The 14866-nt window shown below is 47.5% G+C and carries 12 protein-coding genes; 4 read left to right on the forward strand and 8 right to left on the reverse strand.

The genetic code is table 11. From position 1 onward, the window contains the following. Window positions 1-2: 2 nt before the first annotated feature. The 6 genes from ACQ5ES_RS07565 to ACQ5ES_RS07590 form a co-directional block, all read right to left on the reverse strand. A complete protein-coding gene (locus tag ACQ5ES_RS07565; protein WP_445015467.1) occupies window positions 3-1523 on the reverse strand; it encodes an efflux RND transporter periplasmic adaptor subunit in 1521 nt (506 codons plus the stop codon). Between the two features lie 21 nt (window positions 1524-1544). Continuing rightward, window positions 1545-1838: a hypothetical protein gene (locus tag ACQ5ES_RS07570; protein ID WP_445015469.1), complete on the reverse strand. Its 294-nt coding sequence runs from the start codon at window positions 1836-1838 to the stop codon at window positions 1545-1547. Then, a complete protein-coding gene (locus tag ACQ5ES_RS07575) occupies window positions 1835-3079 on the reverse strand; it encodes a TolC family protein (RefSeq protein WP_445015471.1) in 1245 nt (414 codons plus the stop codon). Before ACQ5ES_RS07575 ends, ACQ5ES_RS07570 begins: the two co-directional genes overlap by 4 nt. Window positions 3080-3081: 2 nt before the next feature. Beyond that, complete coding sequence (locus tag ACQ5ES_RS07580) at window positions 3082-4020, reverse strand: M56 family metallopeptidase (protein ID WP_445015473.1); 939 nt, start codon at window positions 4018-4020, stop codon at window positions 3082-3084. After that, window positions 4013-4396: a BlaI/MecI/CopY family transcriptional regulator gene (locus tag ACQ5ES_RS07585; RefSeq protein WP_445015475.1), complete on the reverse strand. Its 384-nt coding sequence runs from the start codon at window positions 4394-4396 to the stop codon at window positions 4013-4015. The genes ACQ5ES_RS07580 and ACQ5ES_RS07585 overlap by 8 nt, the downstream gene beginning before the upstream one ends. A 222-nt stretch (window positions 4397-4618) precedes the next feature. Then, window positions 4619-5377 carry a hypothetical protein gene (locus tag ACQ5ES_RS07590; RefSeq protein WP_445015477.1) on the reverse strand — a complete coding sequence of 253 codons (759 nt, stop codon included), beginning with the start codon at window positions 5375-5377 and terminating at the stop codon, window positions 4619-4621. A gap of 236 nt (window positions 5378-5613) precedes the next feature. Between ACQ5ES_RS07590 and ACQ5ES_RS07595 the strand changes: the two genes are divergently transcribed. The 4 genes from ACQ5ES_RS07595 to nhaD all read left to right on the forward strand — a co-directional run bounded on the left by ACQ5ES_RS07595 (window position 5614) and on the right by nhaD (window position 10664). Beyond that, window positions 5614-6009, forward strand: coding sequence for a hypothetical protein (locus tag ACQ5ES_RS07595; RefSeq protein WP_445015479.1), 396 nt, complete (start codon window positions 5614-5616; stop codon window positions 6007-6009). A gap of 102 nt (window positions 6010-6111) precedes the next feature. Next, entirely contained in the window at window positions 6112-8250 is a 2139-nt protein-coding gene (locus ACQ5ES_RS07600) for a sensor domain-containing diguanylate cyclase (RefSeq protein ID WP_445015481.1), read from the forward strand. Window positions 8251-8272: 22 nt separating this feature from the next. Then, window positions 8273-9085 (forward strand): SDR family oxidoreductase, encoded by an 813-nt coding sequence (locus ACQ5ES_RS07605; RefSeq protein ID WP_445015483.1) that lies wholly within the window; start codon window positions 8273-8275, stop codon window positions 9083-9085. Window positions 9086-9227: 142 nt separating this feature from the next. Continuing rightward, window positions 9228-10664: a sodium:proton antiporter NhaD gene (gene nhaD / locus ACQ5ES_RS07610; RefSeq protein ID WP_445015485.1), complete on the forward strand. Its 1437-nt coding sequence runs from the start codon at window positions 9228-9230 to the stop codon at window positions 10662-10664. Here nhaD and ACQ5ES_RS07615 read toward each other — a convergent pair. Together ACQ5ES_RS07615 and ACQ5ES_RS07620 are read right to left on the reverse strand one after the other, a co-directional pair. Beyond that, window positions 10661-11596, reverse strand: a complete 936-nt coding sequence (locus ACQ5ES_RS07615) for a LysR family transcriptional regulator (RefSeq protein ID WP_445015487.1) — start codon at window positions 11594-11596, stop codon at window positions 10661-10663. The two genes, nhaD and ACQ5ES_RS07615, sit on opposite strands and share 4 nt — an antisense overlap. Window positions 11597-11672: 76 nt before the next feature. Further along, window positions 11673-14846, reverse strand: a complete 3174-nt coding sequence (locus ACQ5ES_RS07620) for an amidohydrolase family protein (protein ID WP_445015489.1) — start codon at window positions 14844-14846, stop codon at window positions 11673-11675. Window positions 14847-14866 lie beyond the last annotated feature (20 nt).

Consider the following 14866-nt stretch of genomic DNA (forward strand, 5'->3'; position numbering starts at 1 on the left):
CCTTAATGTGCGTGACCGTGACCGATTTCTTCGCCACCTAATGCTGCCAGACGAACATCGTAAGCACCTTTGGTAACCACCCGTTCACCGACTTGAACGCCATCTGTGACCTCTATCCAACTACCGTCACGAATACCCAGTGTCACTTCACGGCGCTCGAAGGTTTCACCGCCGCTGTGAATAAACACCACATCCTTTCCTTCCTGGCGTATCACAGCTGAAATAGGGATAGCGGTCGCATTTTGTTTTGCTTCCAGTAACGCATGTGCTGCGTAAGTTGAACCGATCATTGGGTTCCAGACCTTGGGGTCAAACCCCAATGTGACACTGAACGTCCGCGTTTTTTCATCGATACTGAGACGACGAGAAATCACCTGAGCATTATCTGAATCAAGCCGAACCATGCCATTTTGACTATCTAACCAGGAGCCGGATATTGCATTCACCGAGTCACTGAATCGCTCGGGTACAGAAAGCTCAAGCCAACGCCCCGACTGTGCCGCTATTTCGTACACCACTTCTCGCTGATCAAGGTACATGCCACTAACGCCGTTACTCATCAGAATTTTCCCGTCGATAGGACTTACTAGCGCGATACCACCGCCACTTTTGCCCATTTGCCGTTGCCCGATGCGCGCTTGTGTTGCTTCGACCTGATTTGCCAGGTGCGTTTTATCTGATTGTGCTTTTTGCAAACGTGATTTGGGGATCGCACCGTTATTAACCAGTCGAGTTAAGCGTTCAACTTCTTGTGCGCTGAGCGCCAATTGCGCTTTATAATCAGCCAGTTCAAGCTGCAACGTAATTAGATCCTGGTCGGATTCTGCTCGGGGCACCAATAAACCCAGCTTTTGCCCGCGTTCCACGGTACTGCCTGACATTACCGATGGCTCAGGGAAAAAATAGCCAGACTGTGGCGCGCGAATGGTGGCTTGCTGATCCGCGGGCGCTTTTGCCGTCGCAAACGCCGGAACAGAAAGTCGTAATGCTTTTTCTGTTGCGGGTTGAGTCGCAAACGGTTGCTGCCATTGTTGTTCTTTTAAATAAGTAATGTCGCCGGGAACTTCCGCCTGGTCGACTTTTGCCTGCTCGCTTGCAGCAAAGACCTCTATCGTACCCAGGTCATGACGGCTATTAACTCGGTCATTTTTAATACTTAGCACCAGCTGATAACGACCGGGGGCTCTGGGGTTTATCACTGGTGTGAATAGCCCTGCCCGAGTTGCTGAATTGACACGGAAACGCGCTTTAAGTTGATCATTCTGGCGTAGCTCTACGTCAACCACGCCCTCTTCAATCGGCGTAAAATCGCTCAGGTAAGTCAAGTGAGCCAAAAATCGTGAGCTTTCTCCGACTTGTAGTACCGGAAACTCAACAAACAATTCGGTCTCCTTCGTGTAATCGGTATAAACCAAAGCAGCCAAATCATCATGGACAGGACCATGCGACGCTTCCTCTGTCTGACCACAGCCGGATACTATTAAAACAATAAAGGTACTGATTAAAACTTGAGTAAGTCGCATGTTCATGTCCTAGCTTAAAACTTAATGATGACTGTGTTCTTCACCATCGTCATGGGTGTGCGAATCTTCTTCTTTCGCGGCGTGCGATTCTTCATCATGTTGTTCTTCATCGCCGTAATAGACTTCGGTTTCAGGTTGTTGCTCGTCGTGCAAGTGAGTATCCTCACCGTGCTCATGCCCCTCTTCGGTCGCTTCGGTCTCTTCGATCATATGACTGCCGTCATCATTATGCCCATGATCTTGCTCACCACCTGAGCACGCTGCAACGGAAGTGATTAACGTTAAAGTCGCTAATAATTGCCAAAATGGTTTCATAGTAAATTCTCCTGAGGTTGTTGTAATAAGACTTGAAGGGTTATCCAGTAATTACGAGCAGCAAACTGTTGTTCCAGTTGCTGCGCTGATAATTCAATATGTGTGCGTTGTATATCGATCAATTCAGTTACGGAAATCTCACCTAGCCAATAAGCTTCGGTGGCCGCTTGAAGCATTTCATCGGTATTCGACAATCGCGCGTTGTTCAGCGCTCTAATGGTGGCTTTTAACTGCGACTTTAGAGTTCCAAACTGCTGTAAAAGCTCTCTTCGCACGCGCTCCTTTTCAATGGACACCACAGACGTGAGTTGGGCATAACGCGCTGACTTATATTGACCTCGTTGAAATAGAGGAAGCTCGATGCCAAGCTGAACGGCTGCTTCTGAATAGCTTCCCTGCGCATCATCAATTTGGCGTAGACCAACGCCTACAGAAAATTCAGGTAGCGCTTTGGCTTCAGCTGCCAGTTTTTCAGCTGCTAAGTTGTCTGTGTATGCAGCCAACAACTCAAGTTCAGGTGCGTATGTCGGTGGTGTTAACGAATTCAGTGTTTCAATATTTGCTTGTTTGGGTAATAAGGGAGCATTAACATCACTAATAATAAGACCCGTTAACTGTTCAAGTTCAGCACTTTTAGCCAGCACTTTTTGCTCAACCTGAGATAACTTTAACTGAGTAGCCGATAGCTCCTGTTGCAAACGAAAATGATCAAGCTGTGATTGTTCCTCAGCTGACAATTGTTGCTGACTTAAATTAACCAAACGACTCAGCTCGTCCACCCAGCGTTGCTGCTTGTGATATAAAGCCTGCAGTAGCACTAAACGATAAAAGTCCGAGCGTAACGCAGCTACCTGATCGCGAACTTTTATTTTTAAACGGAAGGATTCAAGCTCTGCTTTTCGATCCGCGGCCTGCTGCCGATAACCTCGGGCCCCCCAAGCTTCAAATCGCTGAGTTAGCCAGACGGCAGTTTCGTTCTCTTCACTACCGTCATCATAAGTCATTGGCTCGTAACTGAACGCAAGTTCGGGGTTCGCAAGTAACGCAGCGCCAGCACGATCCGCTTCAATGGCTTCTTGCTGCTTTGTAAGCCATTGCTCAACCCGCTGTTGGCGAACAAAAGCGTCCACAACTTGTTGTTCCGTAGTACCTGCAAACGCATCCGAAACGTCGTTCTGAGCACTTGCTGGAAACACTGGGATACTTATTAATACGAGGCTTACGACGATATTTTTATACATTATTAATTAATCCATCCAATAAACGTTTCGAGCGCATGATGCTGAAACGCAATGAGTAGTCCCAAAATTGCTATTAGTGCGAAAACAGAACCATAAGGTAATTTAGTCAAGGCGTTCGTTTTATTTACCAGCAACGAATGCAAGCGCTGTTCAATTTTTCCACCGTTACTATTGAGCACTGAGTCACGGGGGGCGACGCGCACCATCGCCAACAAAGATTCTGCCACGGCTGCACGTCCAAATCGCTGTGCTAATTGGTGATCAATGCGTTGTTCGCGGCGCTGAACCCAAGCTGCGCGGAGAAAGCGGCGGGTTGGTTGACGGTATAAGGCTAAAATCAGCTCAATACCCCACATCTTCGGCACATCACGATTACGCACATGCTGTATCTCGTGAGCAACGATCATACGTAAGGTTTTTGAGTCTAAACGTTCAACTAAACGACGTGAAAGGTAGATCCGAGGTTTCAGAATACCACTCACAAATGCCATTTCATTCGGAGTATCTACCCAGTTAATGAAACTAGACTGAATACCGCTCAACTGACGATTTAGTTGTAAGTGTCTATCCAAGCTCTGAAAAACTCGTAAAACTTTAAGCCCTGCAACACCCAACATTATGGATAGTAATGCGAGTGTTAGAGAATTGCTTTGCTGAGCTGAGAGGTGCTCAAAACAGAGGTGTAAGTGCCCGAGTCCATGCTCCAGACAATGATCTTTTATTAAACCAAAAGCCTTGCCGGTAAAAGAAAAGCCTAAGGCCAGAAAAACAAGCAACGCCGACCACAAAGGTAAAAACGTTACCGACAGTAGCGCAGCACCAGAAAGTTGCTTCTTGGGTCGATAACGAAGCCAGAGATGAATGGCGACTTCCACAGTAACAACACTCGTAAAAACCACCAATGCCATCAATGTTGCGACAGAAACCAATAATTCAAGCATTACCAGATTCCTGCTTTTTTATCGTCTCGAGCCACTGTCTTAGTTGCTGCATTTTGGCGTCACTAACAACATCATGCTGCTCAACAAAAGCAGCAATAGTCATCGAAGGATCACTGTCAAAATCTGACATCAGCTGTCCTAGCAACTGCGCAGTTAGCTGCTCTTTGGTAAGCCGACTGTCATAAATGTAAGCATGTGCCTGTTTTTGACGGGTCAATAAACCCTTGCGATACAGTCGTTCCAGCGTTGACTGAACCGTATTCCGGGTTACGGCCCGTTTCGGTTTTACCCGTTGATAAACGTCTTTTACCGACCCTTTTCCAAATTCCCAAATTAGTTTGAGAACAAAAGTCTCTAATTCACCAAGCTTCATCATTAACCAAAGGTTTATCAAATATGCACGCAGCTTAAAGTCACAAAAACCGACTGTCAATCGGTTTTATGGGCTTGCCAGACTGACTGTGTGAATCTTGAGCGAAGGATAGGCTGAGAAATGCCCCTTAAAATTCTAGTGACACCCTAAGTTGCAAGGCAACTAGCGCCTTATATTTCCTGGAAGGTCTGCGAGGCCGACTTTCCCGGCCTCGCAACCTGGAGGTTACTTCGAGGTACTCGGTGTATAGCTTAAATCGTCGTACCGAGCATACATGTAGCTCCACCATTCACCGACCGACTGCCTGAAGTCTTTACGCAGTTTATCGGCTTCGGCTTTTCCAACAGCGGCTTCAAGACGCTTCCAAACACTTGGATCATCGGCATCTAATGCTGCAGCGTCAGCAAAGTATTCGACCACAAAGTAGTCCGCCTGATCGCGACCACCTATAACGGAATACCACGCCGCACCCGGCCCGCCATCGTCCTTGAGTCCATCTTCAATAGCTCCTACCGTAACGTTAAATAATTCATAGTTAGTAACTTTGAAGTTGTAAACAGCAACAAAATTACCTGAGGGGCTTTCGATGTTGCTCCAGTCGGATTTGAAGCTTGCTATTTTATGATAAGTCGAATCGATGTGCGGAATAACGTGATCACGAACCACAGATCGGCACGTTTTATCGCTCTCATCATCAGCAAAAAAACCTTGCCAGTTTTCATAGGTGCTGGTGACGACAAACACATTGCCTGCACCTTGAACACGATTCCAAATTGACCAAGGTTCCTTACCTTTTGCGTCCTGATAGCATTTTTTTACCGCTTTCACACCGTCCTTAAACGCTTTAGTATGACCTAACTTAACTGAGAGCTCTGAAATGGAAAGATAAAAACTTTCCTCTTCGTGGTCATCGGCGAAGGCTGTTGGACTGGCTAACAGAGCAAAACTAAAAGCTAAAGTTGTGATTAAATTAATTTTCTGCATTGTTTTTCCTCCTGAAAAAACAGGCTTAGATTATCCTTTCCTTACCGCTAAGGCTTCTTGCCTTGACGAATGACTATAGTCGAAAATTCATACTGTAAAAGGCCTCTATTGCATCATACGGACTCGCAAGTGATTATTTTGTGATCAGTTGTTAACCAAAATTGGATGTTTCAGTTGTTGTTTATCAATAATAGAGCTACAACTATTAAAGAGCATGTTGCTTTAGGAGAACACCAGTGAAACATTTCATACAGTTACTTATTTCAATGATGATAGCAGCGAGCTTTGTACCCCTCGCCGCATTCGCCGAACCACCCAAAAAAGCACAGGATGCATCAACTCAATCTGCAGCGGATATCGAAATCGCGGTAGAAAAACTTGAACGTGACAAGAGCAAACAAAGCAACGCTGCGCCACCCACCGATGCGGACGGTGATGGTTACGGTGACGCCGCTAAAGCAGTAGCTGGCGATCCTATCCCCGATATCGACATCTCTGTAAAGGCCGGTGATGGCAACGCTCAGGGACCACAGAAATCGAACGATGGCAAGGCAGAACAATTACGCGCGAAAGAAAAACGTCGAGACGTAAACTGCAAAAAATCTGAGAAAGATTGCAACTCTAACCGATGATTTAATCTACCAACGGTGCGGAGAATTTCATAAAAATTAGTAGGTACCCATGTTGCTAATTTGTGCTAATCTCGAGACTGACTTTGCGCAAGAATCATTCGAGTGGCTAATTTCATGCCCAATATCAGCATAAATCATCATCTTACTAATTTTTCATGGGGCCTTGGCTACGGTGCTGTAGCGGCCATCATGAACTATTTTTTTGCGTTTGAGATTTATGGCTCGGTTACTATCCTACTGGGTCAAATGTTCGTATTCCTTGCGCTGTTTACCCGGGGTCTTTTCGCGGCACTAGTTGCCGCCGTATTGGCATCCGTAGCAGTATTTTTATATACCGAAAATATCTTTTTCTTCGTCACGTTAGTCGCCGAGGTTATCGCTATATTTTTCCTCTTCAGGCGCAACGTTCCGATTTTATTAGCGGACCTTATTTACTGGCTGCTATTTGGTATTCCAGTCTCTTATCTATACTTACCAACCATTGTCGATATTCCAACAAACTTCCTTGTTCTGGTTATGGCAAAGCTAGTCTTCAATGGCTTGCTCTACACAGCTTTAGCTATTTTACTTTTCCAATTGGTGCCAAGAAGCTGGCGACTCATTCCAATGCGTCCCGTCTCCGACTCACTAACGGGCAGAATTTTTTATCTAAGTTTCTTATGTATTATCGTTAGTTCATTGTCGTTTTCTTTTCTCTACACCGTGCGATCAGCACAGCAAGTAGAACAACAAATCGTCTCCGATATCGGCGCCAACGCGAATAGTTTGCGGGAAGTTACGGACGACTTTGTCAGTGACTATGTGGTCGCTGTCCGGAATCTGCGCGATGGCATGCAAACCATTACCAGTTACGACGAACAGCTTGAACTCATGGAACTGACCCAGCGCAACTACCTGGGTTTTGTTTCAATGTTACGCGCAGATGCCGCCGGTCGAATTTTACATGGCGTACCCGGGCAACATTTTGGCAAGGTTTTATCGCAAAACTCGACCGTGCCTGATATCGAAGACCGCAACTATTTCCGCGCCCCAAAAGAAACCTTAGTCGGGTTTGTGTCCAGTGCGTTTCGAGGACGTGGTTTCGGGACGCAGCCAATTATCGCTATTAGCGAACCTTTACTAAATAACGGCGAATTTATCGGCATTGTCGAAGGCTCTCTTGATGTTCCCGAGTTAACACGCTTGGTTCGCCGTACGGATATAGACCCACGTTATCAATCCGTGGTGGTAACAGATAATGACAATCAGGTGATTTTTGCTTCAGAAGAGCTCAATTTGGTTACCTTAGCTAATTTTAGACCACGAAATTTACTCAACTTGTACACTCAAGATTTGCCTCTGACCCGAGTTGCAGGACGTGATTTACTGTACACACAGCGACTGAATAGTTATGGCTGGAATATTTATGTTTTTTCTAGCCCTGATGAACTCACTGAGTTATTCACAGAAAATCTGATTATCCTGGTCATCTTCCTGATTTTAATTGCGGCACTTTTTGCGCTTGTTACGCGCCGTTTCGCGCGTGAAATTACTCGTCCGCTGGAAAGCTTAGCAGAGCAACTTAACCAAGATACGGGCATGCAGTTAACAATTGAACAATCGGAGATGAGTCGTGAAGTGCGAACTATTGCCGACAACCTTATCTCTGCGCGTAAGCTTATGGTGGACTTCAATCGCCAGTTGCAGAACCAAGTTCGGGAGAAAACAGCAGACCTTGAGACGGTGAACCAAAAGCTGCAAAAATTAGCTCGCGAGGATGGTTTAACCGAGTTATTAAACCGACGCACCTTTGACGATCTCGCGGAACAGCACTATCACGAAGCTATGGCCACCCGTAAACATGTGGCCTTAATCTTAATGGATATCGACCACTTTAAACGCATTAACGACACTATGGGGCATCCTGTTGGCGACGAATGTATTCGTAGCGTCGGGGTTCTGCTGAAAGAGCACTTTGAACATAATGGTGGTCTGGTTGGACGTTATGGCGGCGAAGAGTTTGCGGTGTTTGTCAGCGCGGTCGACGATTTACGTAAGCTTACCCAAACATTTCAGAATGCCTTAGCAACCTATTGCCAGGTTAATGACCAGGTTATTCCTCTCAGTATGAGTATGGGTATCGTCGAAGTCCGGCATGATTTCTCCGGCGGCAGCTTTCGTCGTCTCGTTGCGCACGCCGATAAATTACTCTATGAAAGTAAAGATTCCGGACGTAACCGTATCTCTATCGAAACCTTATAAAATATAAGAAGAGTACAATTATATGGATCACCAACGTATCGTCATCACTGGCGGCGCCAGCGGACTTGGGTTTGCTTTAGCTCAGCTAGCTGCAAAAGCGGGTTGGCGAGTCTGTATTGTTGATCGTGATGAGGAACGCGGCCAAGCTGTTATTGGCAGTCTGCAACGTTTACAAGCAGACGCTTTGTTTATGTCTTGTGATGTCACACGTATCAGCGATCTTGAACAGGTTGCACGAACACTGACAGAACGTTGGCAAGGGGTCGATATTGTGGTGAATAACGCCGGTGTCGCGCAAGTAGGCAAGATTACTGACACCAGTATCAGTGACTGGCAATGGATCATCGATATTAATTTGTTGGGCGTTGTGCGGGGCTGTAAGGTATTTGTACCGCTATTGCAGCAACAAGGTGGTGGTCACATCATCAACGTTGCGTCTATGGCAGGTTTACTCGATGTCCCCAACATGAGTGCTTATAACGCAACCAAAGCTGCGGTCGTAAGCTTGTCAGAAACCTTGCAGAATGAACTTGCTGCCGACAATATTCAGGTTGGTGTAGTATGTCCGTCATTCTTTAAAACAAATCTTGGTAAAGGCATGCGATCAAACATCGATGGTATGGAGGCCAAGCTTGATAAGCTCATGGCATCCAGCAAGCTCAATGCAAATGATATCGCCAAGACCATCATGCGCGCCATCGAACGTAAACAAAGCTATACATTACCCCACCGACAAGGGCGTTTTGCTTGGTATTTGAAGCGCTTCTTGCCGCGCAGTTTGTACCGAAGAATGCTCCATAAAACCGTTAAAAAACACGAAAAATCAGAGTCGTAGTTGCAATATAGATCTACCATTTATTAGGTATCTCTTTATTCCTTTGTCAATTTCCTGTTTACTCAAGTGCGGAGCACAGATTTTGTGGTAGTATGCGCGCGAAATCTGCCCTAAGAACCTTTGTGCGCAAGGAAATTGACACATGTGGAAGCTACTTCTTATTGCTCTCGCTTTAACTTTTGTTAGCCCAGCAGCTATAGCTGCTTCAGGTCCGTTAGACTTAACAACCTCAACCGTCGGCATCATCGCACTGGTCATCTTCACTGCTGCCTACATACTGGTGATGGGTGAAGAACGGCTACACATGCGTAAATCCAAGCCCGTACTGGTTGCTGCCGGATTGATTTGGATGATGATCGGCTGGGTCTATGTCGACCAAGGCTTCCCCGGCGTTGCCGAAGATGCGTTTCGGCACAATTTACTCGAATTTGCCGAGCTCATGTTGTTCTTGTTGGTGGCGATGACCTACATCAACGCGTTAGAAGAACGCCGACTGTTCGACGCTTTACGTTCCTGGATGGTAAAAAAAGGATTCACCTACCGTCAGCTGTTTTGGCTCTCAGGTTTTCTTGCGTTTTTCATCTCGCCGATTGCCGACAACCTCACCACCGCATTATTGATGTGCGCAGTTGTTATGAAAGTTGCCGACGGCGATAAAAAGTTCATCGGTATGTCGTGTGTCAGCATTGTTGTCGCAGCAAATGCTGGTGGCGCATTTAGCCCCTTTGGTGACATTACAACGTTAATGGTTTGGCAAGCTGGTATCGTCGAGTTCCATGAGTTTTTCGTGCTGTTTATTCCATCGGTGTTGAATTACCTGCTCCCTGCATTAATCATGAACTTCTTTATAGAGAACAAAAAGCCACAAGCCGTCTACGAAGAAGTCGAATTGAAACGCGGTGCGCTGCGTATTACTGCACTATTCTTGCTGACGATTGCAACGGCAGTGTCTTGCCATATGTTCCTGCATTTACCGCCTGTACTGGGCATGATGATGGGCCTAGGCTATTTGCAATTCTTTGGCTACTACCTGCGCATGACTCTACCCGGCTCCCTGGCTCGAAAACGTTCCATGGCCGAACGCGCGGGCGATATCGAGCGCCTGAAACGTTTAGGTAGTGTCGTGCCGTTCGATGTCTTTAGTCGGGTTCAGCGGGCAGAATGGGATACCTTGTTGTTCTTCTACGGTATCGTCATGTGTGTCGGTGGGTTGGGCTTCCTCGGCTATTTACACTTACTTTCGGACACCTTGTATACCCAATGGTCGCCGACCTACGCCAACGTCGCGCTAGGTGTCATGTCAGCCATCATTGATAACATCCCGGTGATGTTTGCAGTACTCTCAATGCAGCCAGATATGTCACACGGGCAATGGTTATTAATTACCCTGACGGCAGGCACCGGCGGTAGCTTGTTGTCGATAGGTTCAGCGGCGGGGGTGGCACTTATGGGGCAGGCACGCGGCTATTACACCTTCGCCAGCCATCTCAAGTGGACGCCGGCCATCGCCGTAGGCTTCATTGCCAGCATCTATGCCCACTTATGGTTAAACGACCAGTTATTTACCATTTTTGGTTAAGGATTTTCCGCGGTTTCCGCCACCAGCTGGCGGAACCAGCGGTGCCCCGCGTCATGCTGCAATAGCGGACTCCAAATCATGGTTAAATCAAGATCAGGAATGGCAAAAGGTGGCTTACGCATCGTCAGCTCCTCGGCATCCTGATACAGCTGGGCAGCCCGTGTTGGCAGCGTCGCGATCAGCCCTTGCCGCGCCAGATGCATCGCCACATGGTAATTACGGGTAAACACACGAATATCGCGTTTGTGCCCAAGATTCGCTAGAGCTTCATCGACCCAGCCCAATTTTTGGGCGTCATGGGGATCCATACCAACGCCCACCCCAAAACCTGTTTTACTCACCCAAACATGCTCGGCTTTTAGGTAGTTCTCAAGGGAATAATCTTCCAGTAGTGAATGGTCGGTGCGCATTAAACAGGAAAAATCGTCTTCCCATAATGCTTTTTGATGAAACGATTGCGGCAGTTTTTCAAAACGATTAATTGCGATATCAACTTTGCCATTTTCAACGTCATGAAAGCTAATATCGCTAGGCGTCATGATATCCAATGTCACCATCGGAGCTAGCGCTTTTAAGCTAGCCAGCAGCTTAGGCATCAAGGTCGACGCGGCGTAGTCAGAGGCCATGATCCGAAAGACCCGATCCGTTGATGCCGGCTCGAACTCACGTGCCGGCTGCACCATTTCTTCTACCGAATAGAGAATTTGCCGCACCGGTTCTTGCATGCGTTTCGCGGTTTCGGTCGGAATCATACCTTCGCTGGTACGCACTAAGATGGGATCATTGAGTAAGCTGCGAAGTCGTTTCAAGCCGTTGCTCATAGCGGGCTGCGTAATATTCAGCTGCGCCGCCGCTTTAGTAACGTTGCGCTCGCGCAACAGCACATCCAAATACACCAATAAATTCAGATCGATATCTTTTATGTTATTCATAGAAAAAATAAATCCCGCTATACGAATATAGCGGGATTATAACGAGGTTCTGCTCCAGTTACATCAGAGCTTTACTCTATTCCCAGAAAAAGGGCGCTCGTGGTTCGGCCTGAGGCACCAGCTGGTTCATTGTCGTTGCATCGTACAAACGACCATTGACCATCGTGTGCGTGACACGATCGGTGACCCGGATATTTTCCAAAGGATTACCATCGATAACGATAATGTCGGCAAGTTTGCCTTCCTCGAGTGAACCAAGCAGATGGTCCATGCCAAATTCCATAGCAGGATTAATGGTCGAAGTTGCCAAGGCTTCTAGCGGGGTCATTCCGCCTTGTGCCATCATCCAAATCTCCCAATGCTGAGCCAGACCTTCACGCTGCCCGTGCGCACCGGACACAACCTTAACGCCCGCATCAGTCAAGCGCTTAGCTACTTCCGCATTGTTAATGTGATTGTAATGGTTGTCAGGAGCTTTCTCACGGCGCATAGCCTTGCCTACCAGGTTGTCCTGCGGTACGAATTTAGAAAGTTTTGGATGTTTCCAAACCTCAGTTTTCGCATACCAGTAGTTCTCACCCCAAATACCGCCGTAAGCAACGCCCAAGGTTGGTGTGTAATAAACATCGGTTTGCTGCCAGAACTGCTCAATATCATCGTAAATGTCAGCAACTGGAATCGAGTGCTCAATCGTCGTATGACCATCAGCAACCATTGATAGGTTGTGCTGTAACAATGACCCGCCTTCAGGTACCACCATCATCTCCAACTCGCGACCAGCTTGAATCACCTGTTGACGCTGATTACGTCGCGGTTGATTGTAGCTTTTTACCGAGAAGGCACCGACTTTCTTCAGACGCTCAAGGTGGAACTTAGCATCCTCCAGACTATCGATGTGCGACGTGTAACCCGGTCCATTAGCACCGTAAAGAATGGTACCCGTCGAAAACGTACGTGGCGCTGCAATAAGACCCGCTTTTTGCATTTCACTAGCGGTGAAAATCTCGCTGGTATCGTTGGATGGATCGTGAATTGCAGTCACACCAAACGCCAGGTTTGCATAGGCTCCCCAGTTTTGCTCTGGAATAATTTCATATTCGCCCTGAGCACCGTGGGCATGCCCATCAAACAACCCAGGCATTACGGTTTTGCCGCTAGTATCGACCACCACAGCATCACTTGGTATCGCCACCTCGTCAGCACTGCCGACCGCGATAATCTTATTACCACGGACCACGACGGCGCCGTCAGCGATAACCTGATCACCGTTCATGGTAATGACTTGTCCACCGACAAAGGCTACGGTCTCATCATGAATCGCACTGTCAGCTTCAAAACTGATGTCGACGCCATTACTGACTTGCTCGAAACTCGTGTCGTCACTACTAATCGCAAACAATCCTGCGACCGAGGCATGGTACAGCTCTGGCCCTAGTGACCAATAGAGGTTACGACCGTCTGCAGTCCAGGAAATATTCTCCCCCGCACGTACAGAAAGCTGCTCTACCGGGAATTGTTTGTCCGTCGGGCTAATAGTGATCGGTGAGCCACGTTCAACCAGTGGTGTGACAAACACTTTAAAGCGTTCGGCAAAGGCCAAATGTTGACCATCTGGCGAGACCCGGTACTCAGTAGCATGCTCGGAAGTATAAAGCGTACGCTGCTCTTTGGTGGTTAAGTCAACGGAAAGCAACTGCTGTGAATCAGCCGAATTCATCAAATACACGCGGTCATTGCGGGCACCAAATTGCGGTTGATAACCAGTTTCGCTAAGCAGACGAGGCTCCGCGCCATCTGTTAACGCTAGGTGATACACACCTGGATTCAGGCCATAGGTGTCTGGTGTTAAGTAGCCGCCACTAACTTTGCGGTAAACTACTGATTTGCCATCAGGACTAAATACCGGCTCGATAAATTTACCTTTGCCCGTTGGCAACACGCGCTCATTACCCGTGCGTAAGTTACGCACAATCAGCTGTCCTTGCTCTTGATCATCCCAGGTAACGTAGACCAGCTGCTCACCATCGCGCGAATAACTTGGGTAAAGTTCCCAGGCGCCAATCCGGTCAGTTAGACGTTTCGGTTCACCGTTTGGCAATGTACGTGCAAATAGCTTCCCGATAGCTTCGTAAACAACCTGTTCACCGCTAGGCGCGACCTGAACATTGCGCAGCATTTTCACTTTAAACTGGTCTTCGCCAAGGTTTTGTTTGAAATGCAGTGCTGTTTGTACTTTCTTGGTGGTCTCAACACTAAACGGAATCACTCGCGCCTGGCGTGAATCGACGTCGAGCTTCATGATTTTGCCGTCAGCCCAGAATACCAATTGTTCACTATCAGCGGTCCAATCCATGGTCGGGTAAACGCCATGAATTGCCCAGGTTTCCTGCATGTCGCGATCAAGCTGCGTGTACAGACGCTTTTCTGCACCAGTTTCGAGGTTATACAGATACAGGACGCTACTAAAATCTTCGCGCTTAATGTAAGCCAAATGCTTACCGTCAGGAGACGGGGTTGGCCGAATTGCGCCACCAGGTCCACCTAATAAAACGTCGATATCGCCAGTTTCGCGATCTAGTCGCTTAATGGTATAGATTCCTTCCATCGAGTCTTTGCTGTAGTGGAAGGTTTTCCCTGGCGTATCGTCTTGTGAGAAATAGATATAGCGACCATCAGGTGAGAATGCAGGTTCACCAAGATCTTTCTGATCATTCGGGCGCTCTGTCAATTGTACGCCGCTACCGCCATTGACGTGATACATCCAGACTTCGCCAGCACCGAGTGAACGGCGGGCGGTGTAGTGCTTGCGCGCAACCAGGAATTGGCCGTCTGGACTCCACGCCGGGCTGTTTAACAAGCGGAAGGTTTCATCAGTGACCGCTCGTGCGTTACCACCATCTGCGTCCATCACCCAAATGTTGTCACCGCCATCGGCATCTGAGGTGTAGGCAATGTGCTTACCATCAGGCGAAAAAACCGGCTGCATCTGCCAGGCAATACCGCCAGCAATCAGCTCTGCATCACCACCTTTTACAGGCATACGGTAAATGTCTCCAAGTAAATCAAACGCGATCCACTTGCCATCGGGGCTTAAATCAACATTCATCCAGGTGCCTTCATTAACCTTTATTTGAACGTCTTTGAATTCACCTTGTGGAGCTTGCACATCCCAAGTCTCTTCAGCCAAAGCTTGGCCAGGTAGTGCCAGTGCAACGCTGACCGCAAGGGCCAGCGTAGTTAAGTTTTTCATAATCAGACCTTTATTTTGTG

This window comes from Pseudidiomarina xizangensis (assembly GCF_052541995.1).